We start from the raw sequence: 19,990 nt of genomic DNA on the forward strand, positions 1-19,990 counted from the left end.
GGGCCTAGAGACCGACGCCGTGATACAGGGCGCCGATCTCGTGACGGGTGAGGTGACGGGCCCGCCCGGCGCGCAGGGTTCCCAGCGACACCGCCCCGAACCGGGTGCGCACCAGTCGATGCACCGGGTGGCCGACGGCGTCCATCATCCGGCGGACGACGTGCTTGYGCCCTTCGTGCACGACGACCTCGACCATCACCCGTCCGTTCGCGTTGTCGACGATGCGCGCCGAGTCCGCGCGCACCGGGCCGTCGTCGAGTTCGACCTCCGCGCGCAGCTGGCGCAGGACGTCACGGCGCAGCGGACCGGACACCTCGACGAGGTAGGTCTTGGGGACGGCGAACGAGGGATGGGTGAGCCGGTGCGCGAGCTCTCCGTCGTTGGTGACGAGCAGCAGCCCCTCGCTGTCGGCGTCGAGCCGGCCGACGTGGAACAGCCCGCCGCCGAACTCCGTGAGCAGATCCGCGATCGTCGGCCGACCCCGGTCGTCCGACATCGCCGAGAGCACCCCGCGCGGCTTGTTCAACGCCAAGTGGACCAGGCCCGTCCGGGTGACGATCCGCTCACCGTCGACCTCGATGAGGGCGGTTTCGGGATCGACCCGGCGGCCCTGCTCGCGCACCACGGTGCCATCCACCCGGACCCGACCGGCAGCGATCAACTCCTCGCCGTGCCGGCGGGAGCCCACCCCGGCGGCGGCCAGCACCTTCTGCAGCCGGATGCCCTGGTCCTGGGGCCCGYCCGGGCGGTCACCGCTACTCATGACGGGAACCTGGTACTCATGACAGCAGCCCGATACTCATGACGGGAACCTGGTACTCATGACGTAACAATGTCATCAATCTCATCGATACCGGGCAGCAGGGGGGCAAGCGGCGGCAGTTCGTCGAGCCCGCGCAGCCCCATCCGTTCGAGAAAGTAGTCGGTGGTGCCGTAGAGGATCGCGCCGGTCTCCGGATCGTGCCCCACCTCCTCGACCAGGCCGCGGGCGGTGAGGGTGCGGATGACGCCGTCGGCGGAGACACCCCGCACCGCCGAGATCCGCCCCCGGCTCACCGGCTGCTGGTAGGCGACGACGGCCAGGGTCTCCAGCGCGGCCTGCGACAGCCGGGCCGACTGGCCGGCGAGCACGAAGCGCTCGACCCAGGGGGCGCACTCGTCCGCGGTGTAGAAGCGCCAGCCGCCACCGGTGTGCCGCAGTCGGAAGCCACGGCCGTCGCGGACATACTGCTCGGCGAGCTGCGCGAGCAGCCGCTCGACCTCCAGCGCCGGGGCGCCGAGGCCAGTCGCGAGCTCCGCGACGCCGACCGGCTTCTCCGCGACCATGAGGACCGCCTCGAGCAACGCGCCCAGCGGCGGCCGGGCCTCCCCGGCAGCCCCGGCCTCCCTGGTCACGACGCCACCTCCCGCGACTCCTCCTGCGCGTCCCCACCGTACCGATCAGATCCGAACAGCCCGTGGCCGATCGGCGGGGCGTCCGCCTCGACCGCCGGATCCAGGGCGATCCAGCGCACCGTCAGCTCGCCGAGCGGGACCTGCTGGTCGAAGGAGATCCGGCCCTCGCGGAAGAGCTCCAGCAGCGCCAGGAACCGGGCCACCACCTCGATGGTCTGCCGACAGCCGACGCACAGCATCCCGAAGGTCGCGGTGCCCACCTCGCGCAGCATCGCGATGACGGCGAGCATGTGCTCCCGCACGCTGATCCGGGGCAGGTGCACGTGATCGGTCGCAACCAGCGGCGGCAGCGGCGGCTCACGCAGCCGGGCCGCGAGCGCCGCGAGCTCCGTCGGGCCGATGCCGATCTGGACCTCCGGCAGCGCGGCGGCGTAACGGGGCTCCAGGGGTACCGCCCGGGGGGTGTGGCGCGCCTCCAGGGCCATGAGGCCGGCGAAGAGCGCCGCAGCCTCCTTGTACGCCTTGTACTGCAGCAGCCGGGCGAAAAGCAGGTCGCGGGCCTCCAGCAGGGCCAGGTCCGCCGACTCGTCCTCGGACAGGGCGCCCGGCAGCAGCCGGGCCGCCTTCAGGTCGAGCAGGGTCGCCGCGATCACCAGGAACTCGGTGGCCTGGCCGAGGTCGAACCGGTCCCCCAGCCGCCGGATGTGCGCGACGAACTCGTCGGTGACTTGGGAGAGCGCGACCTCGGTCACGTCGAGGCGATGCTTGGCGATGAGCGAGAGCAGCAGATCGAAGGGGCCGGTGAAGTTGTCGAGTTCGACGACGAAGGTCTCCGTGCGCCCACCACGACCCGTCGGCACGCCGGTGCGCGGGGCGGCCTTCCCGTCGGTCTGGTCAGCCGGGGCGGCCTGGTAAGCCGGGGCGGCCTGGTCAGCCGGGGCGGCGCGAGACCGGGTCATGGCGCCACGCTACGCCCCGGCGGCGTCGACGTGATCATCATCACCCCAGGTTGAGGCCTATCAGCGAGGCGAGTCCCCGCAGCAACGGGCCGATGAGCTGGCCGACGACCGAGGGGAATCCGACGAACAGCACCGGCAGCAGCAACAACGCCAGCAGGATGCCCAACCCGATGTTGCGCTCGGCCAACTGGTACCGGGCGTTGCGCCAGCCAGCCGTGGTCGGACCGAGCAGGAACARCAACCGCCCGGCGTCTGTCGGGGGGACCGGGACGAGGCTGATGATGAACATCGACCCGAACGTGACGGCCATCCACAACGCGAGCTCGGCACCGAAGCTGTTCGGCACCGTCACCTCGGTGACGCGGTCACCGAGTCGCACCAGCCCCGGCTCGCCGAGCGGCTGGAACACCGCCAGGGAGGCCAGGGCGAGCAGGAGATACGTCAGCGGCCCGGCCAGGACGGCAGCGGCCACGTGGAACCGGCGGCGCCGCCACACGTCGTTCATGGGCACCGACTCGGCCCAGCCGTAGCCGACGACGAAGACGGCGACTGCGCTGAACGGGCTGAGCCGGTCCTTCAGGCCCGTCATCATCCGCCCCGAGCGCATCGGGGTCGGGTCACGGACCAGCCGGGCCACGAGCACCTGGGCGGCGTCGTGGGCGAAGATCCCGATGAGGAAGGCGAGGAGGATCCCGAGAAGCGCCGCGGGTTCGGCAAGGTGGAACAGCACGTCGCTACCTTTTCGCCCCGATCGCCTCGTTGTCCCGGTTCAGCCGACGGCTGGCGGCGTGTCGTGCCGGACCATCAGTTCCCGGGCGAGTCGCCGGTAGCCGGCAGCCCCCACCGACGTCGGGGCGTAGGTGGTGATCGGCTCGCCGGCCACCGTGGTCTCCGGGAACCGAACCGTCCTGTTGATCACAGTGTGGAACACCTCGTCCGGGAACCGTTCGACGACCCGGGCCAGCACCTCCCGGGCGTGCAGGGTGCGGGCGTCGTACATGGTGGCCAGAATGCCGGCGAGCTCCAGGCGCGAGTTGAGCCGCTCGCGCACCTTGTCAATGGTCTGCAACAGCAGCGCCACTCCCCGCAGCGCGAAGTACTCGCATTCCAGCGGGACGATGACGGCGTCCGCCGCCGTCAGCGCGTTCACGGWCAGTAGGCCGAGCGAGGGCTGGCAGTCGACGAGGATGACGTCGTACTCGTCGAGGATCGACGCCAGCGCGCGGGCGAGGCTGTGCTCGCGGCCGACCTCGGTGACCAGCAGCACCTCCGCGGCGGACAGGTCGATGTTGCTCGGCAGCAGGTCGAGCCCATCGACCTGGGTCTCGACGATCACCTCGCGGACGTCGGCGTCCCCGCCCAGCAGGAGGTCGTGCACTGTCAGGTCGAACTGCATCGGGTTGACGCCGAGCCCGACCGACAGCGCACCCTGAGGATCGAAGTCGACGAGGAGTACCCGCCGGCCGTACTCCGCGAGAGCGGCACCCAGGTTGATCGTACTGGTGGTCTTGCCGACCCCGCCCTTCTGGTTGCACATCGCGACGATCCAGGCGGGACCGTGCGACGTCAGCGGGGGCGGGACGGGAAACGACGGCAGCGGCCGTCCGGTGGGTCCGGGCTCGCCCACCCCCGCATCGACACTCTCACCGCCGGCCTCGAGCCGCCCGTCCTCGGACAGGCGGGGATCACCGACCGTCACCTCCCCATAGAAGCGGCGGGTCGGTGAGGCGACGGACGACGTGTCGGTGAAACGGACCACTGAGGGATTGCTCCTTCTACAAAGAGCAGAAACGGACCGGTAGGAGCGTACCGACACCGACCCGTTCTCGGTGGCGCCGGGTGGCCGTAAAGCGGCGTGTCGCGCCATGAGCGGCGTGACCACGTTGGACGGACCCCACCTGTGTTGGACGGACCCCACCAACGGAGGTAGGAAATCAGACACCGGGGGGTGACCGCTCCGGTTCGACGAGGGATTCATCTCTCCGATCAGTGCTCGAGGAGACTCGAGGAGAAGGGATCCGGGATGGGCGCGCAGACGGTGGAAGCGGTGGTGGCCCGGGAGAAGGGCGCCGCGGTCTCGCTGGAGCAGATCGTTGTTCCAGATCCGGGTCCAGGCGAGGCACGGGTACGGGTGCGCGCCTGCGGCGTATGCCATACCGACCTGCACTACCGCGAGGGCGCGATCAACGACGACTATCCGTTCCTGTTGGGGCACGAGGCGGCCGGCACCGTCGAATCGGTGGGCGAGGGCGTGGTGGGTCTGGCCCCGGGTGACTACGTAGTGCTGGCCTGGCGGGCCCCCTGCGGAACCTGCCGGGCCTGTCGGCGCGGCATGGCCTGGTACTGCTTCGACTCCCGCAACGCGCGAAATCCGATGACCCTGGCGGACGGGACGCCGCTGGCGCCGGCGCTGGGCATCGGCGCGTTCACGCCGCTGACCCTGGTCGCCGCGGGCCAGTGCGTGCCGGTGGACCCCGCGGCCCGGCCAGAGGCGGCCGGGCTGATCGGCTGCGGGGTGATGGCCGGTTTCGGTGCCGCCGTGAACACCGGCAGGGTCACCCGGGGTGAGACGGTGGCGGTGATCGGCTGCGGCGGGGTCGGCGGCGCGGCGATCGCCGGCGCCTCGATCGCGGGAGCGCGGAAGATCATCGCGGTCGATGTCGACGACCGGAAGCTCACCTGGGCCCGACGCTTCGGTGCCACCGATGTCGTGAATGCCACGGCAGACGATCCGGTGGCGGCCATCCGGGCGCTCACCGACGGCTTCGGCGCCGATGTGGTCATCGATGCGGTGGGCCGCCCGGAGACCTACCGCCAGGCCTTCGACGCCCGCGACCTGGCGGGGCGGCTGGTCCTGGTGGGTGTACCCGACCCGACGATGACCGTGGAGCTGCCGCTCGCCGAGGTCTTCGGCCGCGGCGGTCACCTGTCGTCGTCCTGGTACGGCGACAGCCTGCCGAGCCGCGACTTCCCGATCCTCATCGACCTCTATCGCCGGGGCCGGCTCGACCTCGACGCCTTCGTCACCGAGACCATCGGGATCGGCGACGTCGAGGAGGCGTTCACCCGGATGCAGCGCGGCGACGTGTTGCGCAGCGTCGTCATCCTCTGAGTCGTCGTTCACCGGGCCGCCATCTACTGAACCATCGTTCACCAAGCCTTTGCTCACTGGCGAGCTTCGTTGGCGGCGGGTCCACCCGGAGCCGGGAACCGCCGGATACGGTCGACCCCACCGGGTGCACCGCCGTCCGACGGCACCCGCGACACGCGCAGCGGGCAGCGGGCAGACCGATCGGGTCGAGGAGGGGACGCAATGATCGTCAATACCGGGCTTCGGGTGGATCGGGTGATCACACGCGGCGACTTCACGCTCGACGGTCAGTCGTTCACGGTCGACAACAACGTCTGGCTCGTGGGAAACGACGACGAGGTACTGGTCATCGACGCCGCGCACGACCCGTCGGTGATCGCGGCGGCCATCGGCACCCGCGTGGTCACATCGATCATTGCTACACACGGTCACAACGACCACATCAATGCGGCGACGGAGCTCGCGGACCTGGTCCGGGCGCCCATCGCGCTGCACCCCGCCGACGTGGTGCTGTGGAAGGCGATCTATCCGCACCGGGCGCCCGACCACGCGCTCGCGGACGGACAGCTCATCAGCCTGCCCGAAGGTGGAGCGCTGCGCGTCCTGCACACCCCGGGCCACTCTCCCGGCGGGATCTGCCTGTTCGGGGAGATCAACGGCGACCCGGTCCTGTTCAGCGGCGACACGCTCTTCCGCGGGGGTCCCGGGGCGACCGGGCGATCCTACTCCGATTTCCCGACCATCCTGGCCTCGATCCGTACCAGACTGCTCACCCTGCCCGCGCACACCGTCGTGCACACCGGTCACGGCGACGACACGACCATCGGCGAGGAGGGTATCGACTACGACGACTGGGTGAGCCGCGGCCACTGAGCGGCCACCGAGCGGCCACCGAGCGGGCGCAACCGGCGCGGGCACGACCGAGCCGGTCAGCGGCCGCTGACCGGCCGCTTCCCCGCATCACCGCCTGGTGTGCGCACCGGACCCCGGGTGTGCGCACCAGGCTAGAGTCGGCCCGCGGTGCGCCGGGTGCCGCTGCTCTGCCCGCGACGCGCCGCCCACATCGGGGAGACGATCGCGACTAGCGCGACCGCGACACCAACCTGCAGGATGTGCCGGATCCAGTCGAAGCCGCCGGTGTGGCGCACGCCGAGCGCGCTCGCGATTACGTTACCCACCAGCGCGCCGATGATACCGAACCCGACCGTCAGCCAGAGTGGGATGTTCTGCCGACCCCGGACGATCAGACGGGCCAGAAGACCGATCACCAGACCGGCCAGAACGATCCAGAGAATTTGGAACACCGAACACCCTCCAGAGCCTGAGTCTGCCTCCTCTTCGTCTCCATGAACCCGGCTGCACAAACACCGCGGGCACCCGACCTGCACCGGATGCACAAACCTTCCTTATTTGGTTTTTTCCTGGAAAATAGGCCCAATCCGGCGGAACGCCGCCCGTCCGYCAACGCGGAAGATCCCGGACGTCGACGGCCCGCAGATTGATGTTCGCGAATCCCTGGTGCATTCCGGGTACCAGGTCGACCCAGAAATAACCACGCAGCCGGTAGGAACCCTGCACGTAGCCGAAGGAAGCACCGCTGTGCGCCATCTCGGCAAGGCGGTACGTGCTCCCGAAGCACTCCTTCCCCGGCTCGAAGCCGGGCGGCTCCCCCGGCCCGAGCGCCCCGCACGCGTCGAAGAGGGTGAAGTTGGGCCGGTTGTCCCCCCCAARGTCCGGTCCGGGGTAGAAGGCCCCTTCGTTACCCTCGGCGAGGGTGGAGATGTCGAGGAAGATGATCTGGGTGTCGTGGGCGGCGACGAAGTCGGTGAACGCCTTGGCCTGTGTGAGCTGGCCGACCGTGCCCCGGAACCCGGGGATCGGCCGCCCCGACGACAAACCGGCGGGAGGAACGATGACAGAGGGTGAGGGGAGCCCCAGTGGCCCAGGAGTACGTCCCGATCGGGCCGGGACGTCGTCACGCGACGACGGGGTGGGTGGCACGTCGTGCGGGCCGGGCTCCAGTTCCCCGCCCGTCGCCCGGGAGCTGGCGGCCGTCCCGGGGGCCCGCGGACCGAGGTCGCTGGCGGCCTCGGATGCGCTCAGGGCGGCCAGGCCCGCGAGTGTCGCGGCCAGGGCGGCCAGACCCGCGGTCCGGCGCGGGTGGCGTCGGGCGCGGGCCCGCCGGCCGGACAGGGGCCGCTTCGCCCCGGCGGAAGCTACCTCGGCGGAAGCGGCCACATCATGATCATCTCCAGTCGGCCGGCCACCGGCCGGACCGTCATCCTCGCCGGGCGCGGACCCGCGGACCCGCCCAAGCTCGCCAACCTGCCCGGACTCGCCAACCTGCCCGGACTCGCCCGCCGGACCACCGGTCCCGAGTGGCGCCCGGTCCGCTGTCCCCGCGCCGTTTGTCCCCGCGCCGGCGCTCTCCGGCGCATCGAGGCGGATCTGCGTCTTGGCGTCGTGGGTATCCTCCTCCACGGCCGGCAGAAGGCTCCTCACACGGGTCGCCACCGGTGGAGCGAGCCAGGCGTCCCGCAGTATCCGGCGTGTCTCGCGCCCCGGGTCGCCAGTAGACCCGATCAGCACGCGCAGCAACGCGTGGGCGCTCGGCCGGGCCATGGGCTCCTTGAGCAGCGCCGCGCGGACCGCTGGGCGCAGGGCCGGCGGAACATCCCCGGTGTCGGCCTCGTCGTGGACCACCCGGTACAGCAGTGCGTCGGGCCGGCCGGTGCCGAAGGGGGGTCGCCCCGACGCGGCAAACAGTACCGTCAGGCCCCAGGCGAAGACGTCCGCCGGCGGGCCGATCTCGCCGCGTCCAGTGACCTGCTCCGGGGCCATGTAACCCGGGCTGCCCAGCAACACCCCCGTCCTGGTAGCGGCCGTCGCGTCGACCGCCGCCGCGATGCCGAAGTCGATCACTTTCGGGCCGTCCTCGCTGAGGATCACGTTGCCCGGTTTCAGGTCCCGATGGACGATGCCGGCGTCGTGGATGGACTTCAGGGCCTCGGCGAGCCCGGTCGCCAGCGCCATGACGACCGGCATGGCCAGCGCGCCCCGGTCGGCGATCGCCTCGGCGAGGCTCTGGCCGTGGATGTGCTCGGTTGCCATCCACGGATCCTCGGCGTCGGGATCGGCATCGACCAGCCTCGCGGTGCAGGCACCGTCGACCGCCCGGGCGGCCGCGACCTCGCGACGGAACCGGCTGCGGAACTCGGGATCGGCCGTGAAGTCCGACCGGATCACCTTGAGGGCGACCGGCCCTCCGGTCTCGTCGTCGATGCCGAGGTAGACGACTCCCATACCGCCGGAGCCGAGCCGCGCGGTGAGCGTGAACCGGGCGATCCGCTCCGGATCGCCAGAGCGCAGCGACATCGCCGGCACCGCGCCCTCCCTTCCGTCGAGCTTTCCGCCGCGAGCCGACCGACAGCCGGCGAGGATTGGCCGCCGGGGCCGACCGCAGCTCCGAACGTTCCGACGCAGTGGCCGAGGCAACGGTCGATGGAGCATCCCGACAGGCCCGGAGCTCCCGGCCGAGGCACAAGCGGTCGATCCCRACCGATCGGCCTGGCCTGCCGGTTCCAATCAGTTCCGGGGAGCCGACCCAACGACTCGATCCCGGTTGCCACGTCCACCGTGCCAGCTAAATCTGTGACGGATCTGTGACGGAGATGTGACGGTCCGCGCGGTCGAATCACAGCGAGCAAACGAGTCCTGCCCGTGAGCGGATTCCGAGATTCGGAGATCAGGAGATTCGAAGATCAGAAAATAGTTTGATGTTCGCGTAGCCGGATCAGGTCCGGATCCTGCTCGATCGCCTGGATGTCCTCGGCCCGGGCATGGGTGACGAAGTGCTCCATGGGTACTTCGACGAACAGCCCTCGGGCCCGGACCGCGACCCGTCCGGTAGGGCTGTTCAACCGTCCCTCGCCACTGGCGTAGACCCGCCGGCCGAGCACGCCCTCGACCCGCGCGCTCAGGTGCAGGACAGTGCCCACGGGTACCGGCCGCAGGAAGTCCGTCTCCAGCCGGCCGGTCACCAGGCTGGTCCGGGTCAGATGCCCGAGCGCACCCAACGCCTCGTCGAGGGCGCAGCTGAGCAGGCCCCCGTGGGCGAGGCCCGGCGCTCCCTGATGATGCTCGGTCACCTCGAACGTCGCGCACAGCGCGAGCCCGGCATCGGCGTCGACCCGTAGGTGCAGTCCGTGGGCGGACTGGTCACCGCAGGCGAAGCACCGCACGTAGTGGGACGGCAGCACGGTGCCAGGCGCCGGTGCGTTCGCTGGACGTGGCGGGAGTTGTGCTCCCGGTGGCAGATCTGTTCGCAACGGCGTCACGACCCGGACTGTACCGACGCGGTGGGATCCGCCTGGCATCTTGCCGACGTCCCTTCCACCAACCGGCTACACCAACCGGCTACCGGCCGACCCGCGGCCAAGGACTCCGCTCAGCTACCGGCGGCTGGCCGCGCGACGCAGGTGGCGCAACTCGCGGCGCAGCCTGATCTGAGGAATGACACCGATGAGTAGGCCAACGACGAGACCGGYGGCGGCCGAGGCGGCCAGTGCACCCGCGACCGACATCTGCTTGGTCGAACCGAACAGCCAGATGCTCACGCGCGCGTCGTTCTGCACGACGAAGACCACGACAGCGATCGCGATGAGCAGCACCAGCACGGTGATCGCATAGGTGGTGTAGGCAACCCCGCGACGCGGGGGCCGGGCGCCGCCAGTGGGCGCACCCGGGACGCCGGGAGAATCCGGTGCGCCCGGGTGGACCGGCTGGTGCGGCACGGGCGCCACCTCGCCTGAACCACCCGGACCGCCCGGACCGGCTCGACCAACCGAACCAACCGGAACCTGGCCGGCGGGCGTTCCAGGAGGCGAGGCCGCGGGGGTCTGCCCGGCCGGCGCAGGCGCCGCGGGCGCGGACGGAACGGCGGACGGAGAGGCCACACGCCCCGCGTCGCCGAACCCTTGGCCCGGCTGCTTCGGTCCCGTCATGATCTTCCTGTTCCTCGACCCGCCGCCATCCCGCCCGATCGGCCGGCTCCGCGCACCGACAGCCCGATCAGCCCTACGCCCAGGAAGCGTGGACCGGGAAGCACTCTATACTGAAGGAAGCGGACGAGTTGGCCGGGCGGCCGCGTCGGCGCCGGCCGGTCCGGCGTCGCCGAGGAAAGTCCGGGCTCCACAGGGCAGGGCGGTGGGTAACACCCACCCGGGGTGACCCGCGGGACAGTGCCACAGAAAACAGACCGCCGGTGCCGGTCCCGGCGCCGGTAAGGGTGAAACGGTGCGGTAAGAGCGCACCAGCGCCCAGGGTGACCTGGGCGGCTCGGTAAACCCCGCCCGGAGCAAGGTCAGAAGGCCCGTGGCCGTCACAGGTCGCGGACCGCGCAGGCGTTCGAGGGCTGCCCGCCCGAGCCTGCGGGTGGACCGCTGGAGGCTGCCGGCAACGGCAGCCCGAGAGAGATGGTCGCCGCCGGCGAGCCGTGAGGCGAGCCGGTACAGGACCCGGCTTATAGGCCACCTCGTCCGCCTCAGCGGCCCGACCGCTCCCCGGTTTGTACAATCTGGGGATGAGTGAGATGCCGATCAGCGAGGCACGCGACCACCTCGGCGAGATCGTCTCCAAGGCGGAGCACGCCCGGGAGCGGATCGTCCTGACCCGTCACGGTCGCGCGGTCGCGGCAGTAATCTCCATAGAAGATCTCCGTGAGCTGGAAGCGGCAGAGGACGAAGCGGATCTCGCCGTCGCCCGAGAGGCGCTGGCCGCCGAGGAGCCTCGCGTACCCCATGCCGACGTCCTCGCCGAGTTCGGCCTGAACTGACGTGGCGCACACCGTCGAGTGGGCGACTGCGGCGCTGCGAGAGCTGCGCAAGCTCGACGCCTCCGCCGCTCGACGGATCCTGATCGCGGTGACACGACTCGCGGCGGAACCCCGCCCCTCCGGGGCCCGGGCCCTCACCGGCCAACCCACCGGGATACTGCGGATCAGAGTTGGTGAATATCGGGTGATCTACCAAGTCGACCACACCCGCGTTCTCGTCACGATCGTTCACGTCGCCCATCGACGTGAGGTGTACCGGCACCTCTGACCCGAGCGACTCGACACAGTGATATCAAGATCGCCCATCACCTGCCTACGTCCACGACAGGGCCGCTGTCCATGGCGCGCGTTCTATCGACGGATCGGGCCGAACCTGGTCATCGGTGTCGAGGCCGACACCGATCCGAAAAGCCGTCAGGTCGGCCGAAGAACGTCTCGACGACGTGGAGGGTGACGCATGAAGCTCGCAGCTCTCAAGCCTCTCGACCAGGTCATTGAGGWCAACCGCGCGGATGCCGAGTTCCGTGACGCACCGGACCGCAGGGCTTTCGCCCGCGACGTTGCGAACAAGGTGGTGCGATACCGCACCGAGCACGGTCTAAGTCAGCGTCAGCTGGCGGCTGTCGTCGGCCTGGTGCAGCCCCAGATCGCCAGGCTGGAGAGAGCCGACCACCAACCCTCCTCCGACACTCGGCGCTGATCATCTCTGGAGGGATCGAAACGCTGGGTCGCCGTCCTCACCTGACTGGTCGTTTCTAGCCATGATGTGGTGACACTGCTACGGTAGGTGGCAATGTCGATCGAACGGCCGGATGCGAGCGTCGATGCGCCGGCCRCTCCCTGGAGACCGGGGGCTGGGCCGAGCCAGGCCGAGGTGAAGGCGCGGCTGCTCGACCGGCTCACATCACCGGAGGCAGGCTCCCCCGTTTCCGCCGACGGCACCGAATCCGATGGCTTGGCATCCGCAGGCTCGGCCCCTGAAGGCTCGGCGCGGCCGGAGACGGAACGTTCCAGGATCGACGCCAAGCTGGACGCGCTCGACCGCCGGAACACCTCGGATGATCGTGCCCCGTGGCCGGCCGACCGTCGGTCGGTAGAGGACACGCGGTCCGCCGATCCTTCGCCGGTGGAACGCAAGCTCGCGCTGCTCGACCGCGGGCCCGGCGGTGAGATGGACGCGGCCAGGAAGCAGGATCGGCCGGCCGGACCGGAGAAGCTGGGGTGGCGGCTCACGAGGATCTGGCGGGAAAGCCTCCCGACTCGAGATGGACGCGCCTTCTTCGAGAAGTCCGACACGGACATGCGGAGGACCGCGATGGCCGCCGAGCCGGTCCCGGGAACCTACACAGCCGACCTRCATGGCGACCCGTCGGGATTCCGGGTCGGCAAGGTCGCGCTCGACGCCCGGCAGCTCGGCGCGCTCATCCGCGCCGACGAGAACTGGCGCGGCCGACCGGTGCGGCTGCTGTCCTGCGAGACCGGGCAGGGCGACAACCCCGTGGCCCAGAAGGTCGCGGACGAACTCGGGGTCGCGGTGACGGCACCGACCGAGCTGGCCTGGGCCGACGACCGCGGTAACGTGTGGACGACATCAAGACGCCGTAACGAGTTCGGTGTCCTGGAAGAGACCATTCCATACGATGGCGCCTGGATCGACTTCCATCCGAAGACCAAGGGTGATGACAATGCCTCTGATTCGCGGTGACCTCAAGGTAGCGAAGGTCTTCGACGGCACAGCGGACGGAGTTCCCTTCATCGTCGACCGCCTAGACCTGCCGGCTGGTCGTGAGCGTTCCGATTTCCTCGCCTACCTGCGGCAGGGTGCGGTCATCATGCGCGCCGCCGGTCTCGATGTCGACCAGTTGGACGAGTCACGCGAAAAAAGAGTGCCGATTGCTCTCCTGACAGACGGGGAATGGGTCTGGGACGCATCGATCGCCTATTATCTGGAGGAGCACGATCTTCCGCCGGAGCCGGCGTTTCTCGACTATCTCCGCGGCCGGGACTTCACGTATGTGGCGCCGACGGAGGAACAGGTCAGCGCCGCGGCGGCGGCCCTGCGGGCGCGGTAGCGCCGCGGGGCCGGCAGCCTCGGCCCTGACCCCRCATCAACCCGCCTGAGCTGCCCCTATTCGCCGTAGATCGTCTGGCCCGCCAGGTGATGGGTGTCGTTGAACCCGCGTAGCACCGCCGGGCCGTCGGAGTACCAGTCGATGGTCGTCATCGACACCAGATCCAGGTGGAGGCGGTAGAGCACGGCCGGTTCCGCCGCCAGCGCCAGCTGGGCCAACCCCTTGATCGGCGTGACGTGTGAGACGATGAGGACCCGCCCGCCTGGCTGCTCGGCGAGCAGCCGGTCACGCACCCGCGCTACCCGGGCCACGGTGGCGATCAGGCTCTCCCCGCCGGGCGGCGGGACGTGCGGGTCGGCGAGCCAGGCATTGAGCTCATCGGGGAACTTCTCACGCACCTCGGCGAAGGTCAGCCCCTCCCAGGCGCCGAAGTCGGTCTCCCGCAAATCGTCGACGACGACGTAGTCGCGGCCGAGGGCCTCGGCGGTCTGCCGGGCCCGCTTCAGCGGCGAACTGACGACGAGATCGAACGGCTCGTCGCGCAGCCGGTTCGCTACGGCCGCGGCCTGGCCGAGCCCGACGTCGGTCAGGGCCGCCTCGACCGTCCCGCTGAAGCGCTTCTCCACCGAGAGCGGGGTCTGCCCGTGACGCAGCAGCACGGTCGTCGTCGGCGGTGCGGGCGGCGCCATCCAGCCGGAGAGCCGGTTCGTCGTCGGCGCGTGGTGCGGGACCGGGTCCGGGGACTGCGGGACCGCGGGTTCCCAGGCCCGYCCGGCGGCGGCGGCGTCCATCGCCTCGTTCGCGAGCCGATCGGCGTCGGCGTTGCGCGCGCGGGGCACCCACTGGAAACGGACCGCGGGGAACCGGGCGGCGAGTTCCGTCGCCTCGGCCACCAGCGGCCGCATCGCCGGATGCTTGACCTTCCACCGGCCGCTCATCTGCTCGACGACGAGCTTGGAGTCCATCCGGACCTCCAGCTCGGCGTCCGGGGCGATCTCAGCGGCGGCCCGCAGCCCGGCGATCAGCCCGGAGTACTCGGCGACGTTGTTCGTGGCGCGCCCGATCGAGTCCGCGCGCTCGGCCAGCAGCTTCCCCGAGCCGGCGTCGCGGACCACGGCCCCGTAGCCCGCCGGGCCCGGGTTACCCCGCGACCCGCCGTCGGCCTYGATGACCAGCCTGCGCACGGTGCCCATCTACATGCTCCCCTCGTCTACCCCCGAGGCGGGGGTCCCGCCGACGGTGTTACAGCCCCGATTCGGGGGTACGGACCAGGATGCGCCGGCACTCCTCACAGCGCACCACCTCATCCCCCGGCGCCGCCGCCACGGCGCGCAGGTCGCCGCCCGACAGCTCAAGATGGCAGCCCTGGCAGCGGCGGCGCAGCAGGGCCGCGGCGCCCACTCCGCTGGAGGACGCCCGGATCCGCTCGTACAGCGTGACCAGCGCCTCGGGCAGCTCCGGGACGAGAGCGTCGCGGTCATGGCGCAGCCGCGCCACCTCGGCATCGAGCTCGGCGTAGGCCTTGTCCCGCGCGGCCACCGCCGCGTCGAGCTCGGCCTGCAGGGCTGATCGCTGCTGGGACAACGCGGAGAGCCGGCTCTCCAGGCCCTCGACGATCTCCATCTTCTCGAGCGCGTCGTCCTCGAGCACGCCCTGACGACGGGTCAGCGAGGCGAGCTCCGCCTGCAGGTTCTCCAGCTCACGCGGCGTCGAGACGGCGCCGGAATCAAGCCGCTGGGAGTCACGGGCCGAACGGGTCCGCACGAGGTCGATCTCGTTCTCCAGCTTGCGCTGGRCACGCGCGACGTCGCTCAGCTCGGTCCGCACCCCGACGACCTCACCGTCCAACGAGGTCAGCGCGGCGGTGCGCTCGGTGATGACGGCGTGCTCCGGCAGACCGCGTCGGCGGGCCACCGACCGGTCGATACCGGTGTCGAGCGCCTGCAGATCGAGCAGGCGGAGCTGAACTGCTGGATCGGCCTTCATCGATTCCTCACTGGTACGCCTGAACGACTACACCTGGCCGACCTGACCAGACCCGACGCGGCGCCCTCCGTGACCCGGGCCTCCGCGTGACCCGGGCCTCCGCGCCGCCGGCACCGCCTACCGGGACGGAACGTGCACCCGCCAGGGATCGGTCACGATAGCGGATACCGACGTGCTCACCGTACGTCCCCTCGCACGCAGACCGGTGTGCAGGCGGGTGGCGGCCTGGCTCAGCCAGGGCCATTCACTCGCCCAGTGGGCGACATCGACCACCACGACCCCATGCGCACCGACGGCGTCGAGGACGTGGTGATGCCGGCCGTCCGCGGTGACGAGGACGTCCGCTCCCGCGGCCTCGGCTGCGGCGACCAGTTCTCCCCCCGAGCCGCCGCACACCGCGATCCGCCGGACGAGCCGGTCCGCGGTACCCGTCGCCCGGACCCCGCCCGCCGTCGCCGGCAGCGCTCGGACGACCCGGGCGCAGAACCGTTCCAGGGACTCGGCCGCGGGCAGGTCACCGATCCGGCCGAGGCCCCAGCACACGCTCGCCCCGCCGACACCGCCCTCATCACCGACACCACCCTCATCACCGGCGCTGCTCCCGGCACCGCCCTCGTCGGCCCCGGCACCGCCCTCGTCGGCCCCGGCACCGCCCTCGTCGGCCCCGGCACCGCCCTCGTCGGCCCCGGCACCGCCCTCGTCGGCCCCGACGTTCGCCGGGGCGGACAGCGGGGCCGGGGCGGACAGCGGGGCGACGTCACGCAACCCCAGCGCGTCGGCAAGCGCGTCACTCACGCCCGGCGCGGCGACATCGGCGTTCGTGTGCACGGTGTACAGGGCGACGCCGGCCCGGATCAGGGTGGCAACGACCCGCCCGCCCGGACCGGTCTCGGCGACGCCGTGCACTCCCCGCAGGAACAGCGGGTGGTGGGTGACGAGCAGCTGAGCTCCCGCCGTGACGGCCTCGGCCGCCACCTCGGGGGTCGGATCCACCGCGAACAGGACCGCCGAGGCCGGCGCGTCCAGATCACCCACCGCCAGTCCCACCGCGTCCCAGGACTCGGCCCAGGACGGAGGGAAGAAACGCTCAAGCACGGCCACACAGTCACGCACTGTCGCTGACGGAAAGGTCACCACCGTGACCCTACCCGCTTCGTCGCAGCGACCTGCCAGCCGGTCACGCTGTCCGGTGCCACACCCGGGCGCCGTGGGGGCGGTCGTTCCGGCCCCGTAACGTCACCGGTGGCAACACGCCTGCGATGTGCTGGCGAGCCGCGAGGAAAGGGCAGTCGTCATGGCGGACGTTTCGGTGCGATTCCAGGTGGCGGGGGATGCCGAGATCGTGCTGAACCTCGCGACCCCGCAGGCTGTCCGGCTGGTGGAAGCCATCATGCGCAAGGTGGCCGAGGCCATGGGTGCGCCGGAACGGCCCGCCGTCGGGGCCATGTGGCCCGACGTGCCATCGGCGCAGGCATCGTTCGCTCCGGACCGGCGCTGAGGCGCTGAGGYACTGAGACGCTGAGACGCCGAGACGCCGAGCCACCCGGGCGGCTGCCCGGCTCCGGCCGGGTGGACGCCCGCCGCCGGCTATGTTGGCGCAATCCCTCTGAACAAAGCAGGCGAAGGCACCAGATCGGCACTCTGCGTACTTGTTTTCACAAAAGCCGGCACAACAAAGCCGCAACACGATACAACTCCGCACAGCCATCCCCACCGAAAGGAAAACGATCAAGTATGGCGGGGGACGTACCGGCCGACGAACACGCGCTCATCATCTCGGCCGGAGGGGAGACGGGCCGAGCACTCCGTGCGGCGTTCGCGGCGATCGCACCCACCGACGCGTCCTCGGATGACGGGGTAGACCAGACCGCCGAGGGCGACGGCTCGCCAGCCGATCCCACCCTGGCCAACGAACGACGGCCGCTGCACCGCTACGGCAGGGTCCACGTGTTGGGCCAGCCTCGGGGCACCTCCACGGCGACGGCGGAGCGCACCGCCGCCCGGCTGGCGGCGGCGGTACTCCCCCCCGCGGACGGCAGCGTCGTGTCGACCACCGGGGTGTCGCCCGGGCTGAACCGCGCCGAGACGCTCGGGCTGGACGCCTTCCGCCTGCGGGCCAGCGCCGCCTACCGGCAGCTCAAGCAGGAACGTCCCCGCGACGGCCGGCCATGGGACATGGACCGGCCCTGCACCGACATCCCGCCGCCCCGGGGCAGCTCGCCTGATCCGGACCAGCCGACACCACATGCCCAGCCGACACCGCATGCCCAGCCGACACCGCATGCCCAGCCGAACGGGCGGGCCGAGGCCCAGAGCCCGACCTCCGCGCCCACGGACACCCGGGCCACGGACACCCGGGCCACCGCGCAGATCGCCCAGGCGTCCTCCCCCACCAGCGCGGCGCTGGAGGGATCGGTGGCCGTCGGGCTGATCCTCGTGGAAGGGCCGACCACCGCGCTGCAACTGACCGCCGCGGAACGCACCAAGATCGTAGCTGAGGTGCAGAACGGGTTGTCCTGGTACGCAACCACGAACCCGGCTGCCGACCTGACCTTCCACTACGACATCCAGATCGTGCGGYTGTCCGTCCCACCGGACCCGAACGCGCCCGACCTCGAGGCGCTGTGGCGTGACCCCACCATGAGCCGGCTCGGCTACGCGGCCAGCTTCGACGGCGTCTACGACTACGTCGACGCGCTCCGGTCCCGGCTCGGCACCCGGTCCGCCTACTGCGCGTTCTTCACCAAGTATCCGCTGGGATACTTCGCGTACTCCTCGGTGGGTGGCCCCCGGCTCGTGATGTCCGTCGACAACGACGGCTGGGGACCGGACAATATCGACCGGGTCTTCACCCACGAGACCGGCCACATCTTCGGCGCTCCGGACGAGTACGCGGGCGCCCAGTGCGACTGCGGCGGTCGGTGGGGGGCGTTCCACGCCCCGAACGGCAACTGCGACGCCTGCGCGCCCGCGCCCGTCGACTGCCTGATGCGCTCGAACAGTTTCGCGCTGTGCCGCTACACCCCCAGCCACATCGGCTGGGGCCACGGAGTAAGCGGCAACCCGGCGCTCGTCCAGGCCAGGGGGCTCGGCCAGATCGGCAACTTCGACGCCGTCGTCCCGTCGGCCTTCGCCGGGCTGACCCACGTCTGGCGGGACAACGACGCGGCTGGCTTCCCCTGGATGGCCCCGTGGCAGACGGCTCAGGAGCTCGGCCGGATCGATGCCGCCACCATGATCCAGAGCACCCTGGCCAGGCCGGGACCCCTCGAGGTCGCCGTCCGGGTCGGCTCGACGCTGTACTTCCTGTGGCGGGACTCCACCGGCGCCTTCGCCTGGCACCCGCCGACCCGCCTCGTCCAGGGGGTGGGGGGCGTTCCGTCGCTGGTGCAGAGCCGGCTGGGCACCAAGGGCAACTTCGAACTGCTCGTGCCCGCCGCGGACGTCGGCATCCTGCACCTGTGGCGCAACCATGACATCCACGGATTTCCGTGGAGCACTCCGAAGCTGTTCGGCGCGAACCTCGGGCGCGTCGACGCCGTCAGCCTCATCCACGGCACGCTGGGCGGCGGCAACGGGATGCTGGAAGCGGTCGCCCGGGTCGGCAACCGGCTCGTGCACCTCACCCGCGACAACGGGGCGGTCTGGCGCACCGGCCCCGTCTTCGCCGAGGGCGTGACGGGCAATCCGGCGCTCATCCAGAGCGCCTTCCCCGACGGCTCCCGCAACTTCGAGGTGGTCGTCCCCGCCGCGGACCGCGGGCTCATCCACTTCTACCGGAACAACGGCGCGCCCTCCCCGGGCTGGAGCGGACCGCGGCCGTTCGCACCGGAGCTGGGCCGGGTGGACGCCGTCTCGATGATCCAGAGCAACTTCGACGGGCATCTGGAGGTGCTCGCCCGCGTCGGCGACCGGCTCCACATGGTCTGGCGTTCGTCGGGCCCCGGTGCAAGCTGGTCGGTCCCCCGGCGCGTGTTCTGAGCCGCCGCGCGTGTTCTGAGCCGCCGCGCGGGGTCATCCGGCCGGCGCCGCCCCGGGTGGCCGGTCGGGCGGGAGGTACCCCGGCGTGTCCCAGGGCTCACCACCTGCGGGATCGCGGCGCTTGGCGCCCCTCCGCGCCAGCCAGCCGTCGACGAACAGGCTCTCGGCTGCGGTGAGGGTCTCCCGCAGCGCCGGGGGAACCTGATCGATGAAGACCCCGCACACCCCGGGCAGGGCAGCCACCTCCGGCGCCCGGGAGGGGGGCAGCGCCACGAGAGCCAGCCGGGGGCGCAAGGCCGAGGTCACGGTGCCGAGGACGGCCAGTTCGGCCAGTGGGTCGACACCCGTGCCGGTCGAGAAGCCCCGGTCCGGCCGATGGAAGACGACCAGTAGCTCCGRCTCGGTTTCCCACACCGGGCCATTGTCCCGCGAACGAACCCGGATGGAAGGTCCCCAGGCACCGACGGTCCACCGCCCGAACCCGCGCCCGAACCCGCGCCCGGTGAGAATCACAGCCCTTCGTGGATGGACACCATGGCTACCGGGGGACAGGGTTGGGACAAACGTCCGACTCCTGGTCGTGGACCCRCCCCAGGCGGTCCTCGCCCRACCGCCGCCGGCCGCTTCCGGTCCCGTCCGGGGCCGGAGAGGGCAGGGCAGGAAGAAGGCACCG

General features: G+C 71.0%; 22 protein-coding genes and 1 other RNA gene. 10 read left to right on the forward strand and 13 right to left on the reverse strand.

What is annotated here, in order from left to right; all coding sequences use genetic code 11:
• Nucleotides 1-4: 4 nt before the first annotated feature.
• The 5 genes from KBI5_RS00420 to KBI5_RS00440 are packed head-to-tail and all read right to left on the reverse strand — an operon-like array spanning nt 5 to nt 4,113.
• Nucleotides 5-763: a pseudouridine synthase gene (locus KBI5_RS00420; RefSeq protein WP_085014006.1), complete on the reverse strand. Its 759-nt coding sequence runs from the start codon at nt 761-763 to the stop codon at nt 5-7.
• A gap of 56 nt (nt 764-819) precedes the next feature.
• Nucleotides 820-1,395, reverse strand: a complete 576-nt coding sequence (scpB, locus tag KBI5_RS00425) for an SMC-Scp complex subunit ScpB (protein ID WP_011435895.1) — start codon at nt 1,393-1,395, stop codon at nt 820-822.
• The gene (locus tag KBI5_RS00430; RefSeq protein ID WP_085014007.1) at nt 1,392-2,354 is read right to left on the reverse strand and encodes a ScpA family protein; all 963 of its coding nucleotides are present in this window, start codon (nt 2,352-2,354) and stop codon (nt 1,392-1,394) included. Before KBI5_RS00430 ends, scpB begins: the two co-directional genes overlap by 4 nt.
• Nucleotides 2,355-2,394: 40 nt before the next feature.
• Entirely contained in the window at nt 2,395-3,084 is a 690-nt protein-coding gene (locus tag KBI5_RS00435; RefSeq protein WP_011435893.1) for a M50 family metallopeptidase, read from the reverse strand.
• A 39-nt stretch (nt 3,085-3,123) separates the two neighbouring features.
• A complete protein-coding gene (locus KBI5_RS00440; protein ID WP_085014008.1) occupies nt 3,124-4,113 on the reverse strand; it encodes an AAA family ATPase in 990 nt (329 codons plus the stop codon).
• Between the two features lie 264 nt (nt 4,114-4,377).
• On the opposite strand from KBI5_RS00440, the gene KBI5_RS00445 reads away from it, so the two are divergent.
• A complete protein-coding gene (locus KBI5_RS00445) occupies nt 4,378-5,466 on the forward strand; it encodes an S-(hydroxymethyl)mycothiol dehydrogenase (protein ID WP_011435891.1) in 1,089 nt (362 codons plus the stop codon).
• A 201-nt stretch (nt 5,467-5,667) separates the two neighbouring features.
• Entirely contained in the window at nt 5,668-6,318 is a 651-nt protein-coding gene (locus tag KBI5_RS00450) for an MBL fold metallo-hydrolase (RefSeq protein ID WP_011435890.1), read from the forward strand.
• Between the two features lie 131 nt (nt 6,319-6,449).
• Here KBI5_RS00450 and KBI5_RS00455 read toward each other — a convergent pair whose 3' ends face one another.
• From KBI5_RS00455 to KBI5_RS28555, 4 genes are all read right to left on the reverse strand, one after another.
• Nucleotides 6,450-6,731: a GlsB/YeaQ/YmgE family stress response membrane protein gene (locus tag KBI5_RS00455; RefSeq protein ID WP_241882581.1), complete on the reverse strand. Its 282-nt coding sequence runs from the start codon at nt 6,729-6,731 to the stop codon at nt 6,450-6,452.
• Nucleotides 6,616-8,820: a serine/threonine-protein kinase gene (locus tag KBI5_RS27455; protein WP_241882582.1), complete on the reverse strand. Its 2,205-nt coding sequence runs from the start codon at nt 8,818-8,820 to the stop codon at nt 6,616-6,618. The genes KBI5_RS00455 and KBI5_RS27455 overlap by 116 nt, the downstream gene beginning before the upstream one ends.
• Nucleotides 8,821-9,206: 386 nt before the next feature.
• Nucleotides 9,207-9,704: a PaaI family thioesterase gene (locus KBI5_RS00465; protein ID WP_023840522.1), complete on the reverse strand. Its 498-nt coding sequence runs from the start codon at nt 9,702-9,704 to the stop codon at nt 9,207-9,209.
• A 192-nt stretch (nt 9,705-9,896) separates the two neighbouring features.
• On the reverse strand, nt 9,897-10,238 hold the full coding sequence (locus tag KBI5_RS28555) for a lipopolysaccharide assembly protein LapA domain-containing protein (protein WP_347272457.1): 342 nt from the start codon (nt 10,236-10,238) through the stop codon (nt 9,897-9,899).
• Between the two features lie 334 nt (nt 10,239-10,572).
• On the opposite strand from KBI5_RS28555, the gene rnpB reads away from it, so the two are divergent.
• The 6 genes from rnpB to KBI5_RS00500 all read left to right on the forward strand — a co-directional run bounded on the left by rnpB (nt 10,573) and on the right by KBI5_RS00500 (nt 13,350).
• Nucleotides 10,573-10,985: RNase P RNA component class A (rnpB, locus tag KBI5_RS00475), an RNA gene on the forward strand.
• A 41-nt stretch (nt 10,986-11,026) separates the two neighbouring features.
• Nucleotides 11,027-11,278 (forward strand): type II toxin-antitoxin system Phd/YefM family antitoxin, encoded by a 252-nt coding sequence (locus KBI5_RS00480; RefSeq protein WP_232234943.1) that lies wholly within the window; start codon nt 11,027-11,029, stop codon nt 11,276-11,278.
• 1 nt (nt 11,279) lies between these two features.
• On the forward strand, nt 11,280-11,546 hold the full coding sequence (locus KBI5_RS00485; protein WP_023840524.1) for a type II toxin-antitoxin system RelE/ParE family toxin: 267 nt from the start codon (nt 11,280-11,282) through the stop codon (nt 11,544-11,546).
• A 189-nt stretch (nt 11,547-11,735) separates the two neighbouring features.
• Nucleotides 11,736-11,978, forward strand: a complete 243-nt coding sequence (locus tag KBI5_RS00490) for a helix-turn-helix transcriptional regulator (RefSeq protein WP_085014011.1) — start codon at nt 11,736-11,738, stop codon at nt 11,976-11,978.
• A gap of 93 nt (nt 11,979-12,071) precedes the next feature.
• Complete coding sequence (locus tag KBI5_RS00495; RefSeq protein ID WP_085014012.1) at nt 12,072-12,983, forward strand: hypothetical protein; 912 nt, start codon at nt 12,072-12,074, stop codon at nt 12,981-12,983.
• Complete coding sequence (locus KBI5_RS00500) at nt 12,964-13,350, forward strand: hypothetical protein (protein WP_023840527.1); 387 nt, start codon at nt 12,964-12,966, stop codon at nt 13,348-13,350. Before KBI5_RS00495 ends, KBI5_RS00500 begins: the two co-directional genes overlap by 20 nt.
• A gap of 56 nt (nt 13,351-13,406) precedes the next feature.
• On the opposite strand, the gene KBI5_RS00505 is transcribed toward KBI5_RS00500, so the two are convergent.
• The 3 genes from KBI5_RS00505 to KBI5_RS00515 form a co-directional block, all read right to left on the reverse strand.
• On the reverse strand, nt 13,407-14,543 hold the full coding sequence (locus tag KBI5_RS00505; RefSeq protein WP_085014013.1) for a bifunctional RNase H/acid phosphatase: 1,137 nt from the start codon (nt 14,541-14,543) through the stop codon (nt 13,407-13,409).
• 49 nt (nt 14,544-14,592) lie between these two features.
• Nucleotides 14,593-15,336 (reverse strand): C4-type zinc ribbon domain-containing protein, encoded by a 744-nt coding sequence (locus KBI5_RS00510; protein WP_085014014.1) that lies wholly within the window; start codon nt 15,334-15,336, stop codon nt 14,593-14,595.
• 117 nt (nt 15,337-15,453) lie between these two features.
• Complete coding sequence (locus KBI5_RS00515) at nt 15,454-16,470, reverse strand: Nif3-like dinuclear metal center hexameric protein (RefSeq protein ID WP_035958355.1); 1,017 nt, start codon at nt 16,468-16,470, stop codon at nt 15,454-15,456.
• Between the two features lie 160 nt (nt 16,471-16,630).
• On the opposite strand from KBI5_RS00515, the gene KBI5_RS00520 reads away from it, so the two are divergent.
• Nucleotides 16,631-16,834 (forward strand): hypothetical protein, encoded by a 204-nt coding sequence (locus KBI5_RS00520; RefSeq protein WP_011435877.1) that lies wholly within the window; start codon nt 16,631-16,633, stop codon nt 16,832-16,834.
• Nucleotides 16,835-17,070: 236 nt separating this feature from the next.
• Nucleotides 17,071-19,317 carry a hypothetical protein gene (locus tag KBI5_RS00525; protein ID WP_023840529.1) on the forward strand — a complete coding sequence of 749 codons (2,247 nt, stop codon included), beginning with the start codon at nt 17,071-17,073 and terminating at the stop codon, nt 19,315-19,317.
• 33 nt (nt 19,318-19,350) lie between these two features.
• Here KBI5_RS00525 and KBI5_RS00530 read toward each other — a convergent pair whose 3' ends face one another.
• Nucleotides 19,351-19,731 (reverse strand): hypothetical protein, encoded by a 381-nt coding sequence (locus KBI5_RS00530; protein WP_241882578.1) that lies wholly within the window; start codon nt 19,729-19,731, stop codon nt 19,351-19,353.
• Nucleotides 19,732-19,990: the final 259 nt, after the last annotated feature.

Origin of the sequence: Frankia sp. KB5, assembly GCF_002099325.1 — a bacterium.
GTDB classification, from domain to species: domain Bacteria; phylum Actinomycetota; class Actinomycetes; order Frankiales; family Frankiaceae; genus Frankia; species Frankia casuarinae.

Excerpts from the sequence above, each read along its gene's own strand:
- KBI5_RS00430 (WP_085014007.1), bottom strand. The coding sequence starts at position 2,354 with ATGACCCGGTCTCGCGCCGCCCCGGCTGACCAGGCCGCCCCGGCTTAC.
- KBI5_RS00445 (WP_011435891.1), top strand. The coding sequence starts at position 4,378 with ATGGGCGCGCAGACGGTGGAAGCGGTGGTGGCCCGGGAGAAGGGCGCC.
- KBI5_RS00480 (WP_232234943.1), top strand. The coding sequence starts at position 11,027 with ATGAGTGAGATGCCGATCAGCGAGGCACGCGACCACCTCGGCGAGATC.
- KBI5_RS00500 (WP_023840527.1), top strand. The coding sequence starts at position 12,964 with ATGCCTCTGATTCGCGGTGACCTCAAGGTAGCGAAGGTCTTCGACGGC.
- KBI5_RS00520 (WP_011435877.1), top strand. The coding sequence starts at position 16,631 with ATGGCGGACGTTTCGGTGCGATTCCAGGTGGCGGGGGATGCCGAGATC.
- KBI5_RS00450 (WP_011435890.1), top strand. The coding sequence starts at position 5,668 with ATGATCGTCAATACCGGGCTTCGGGTGGATCGGGTGATCACACGCGGC.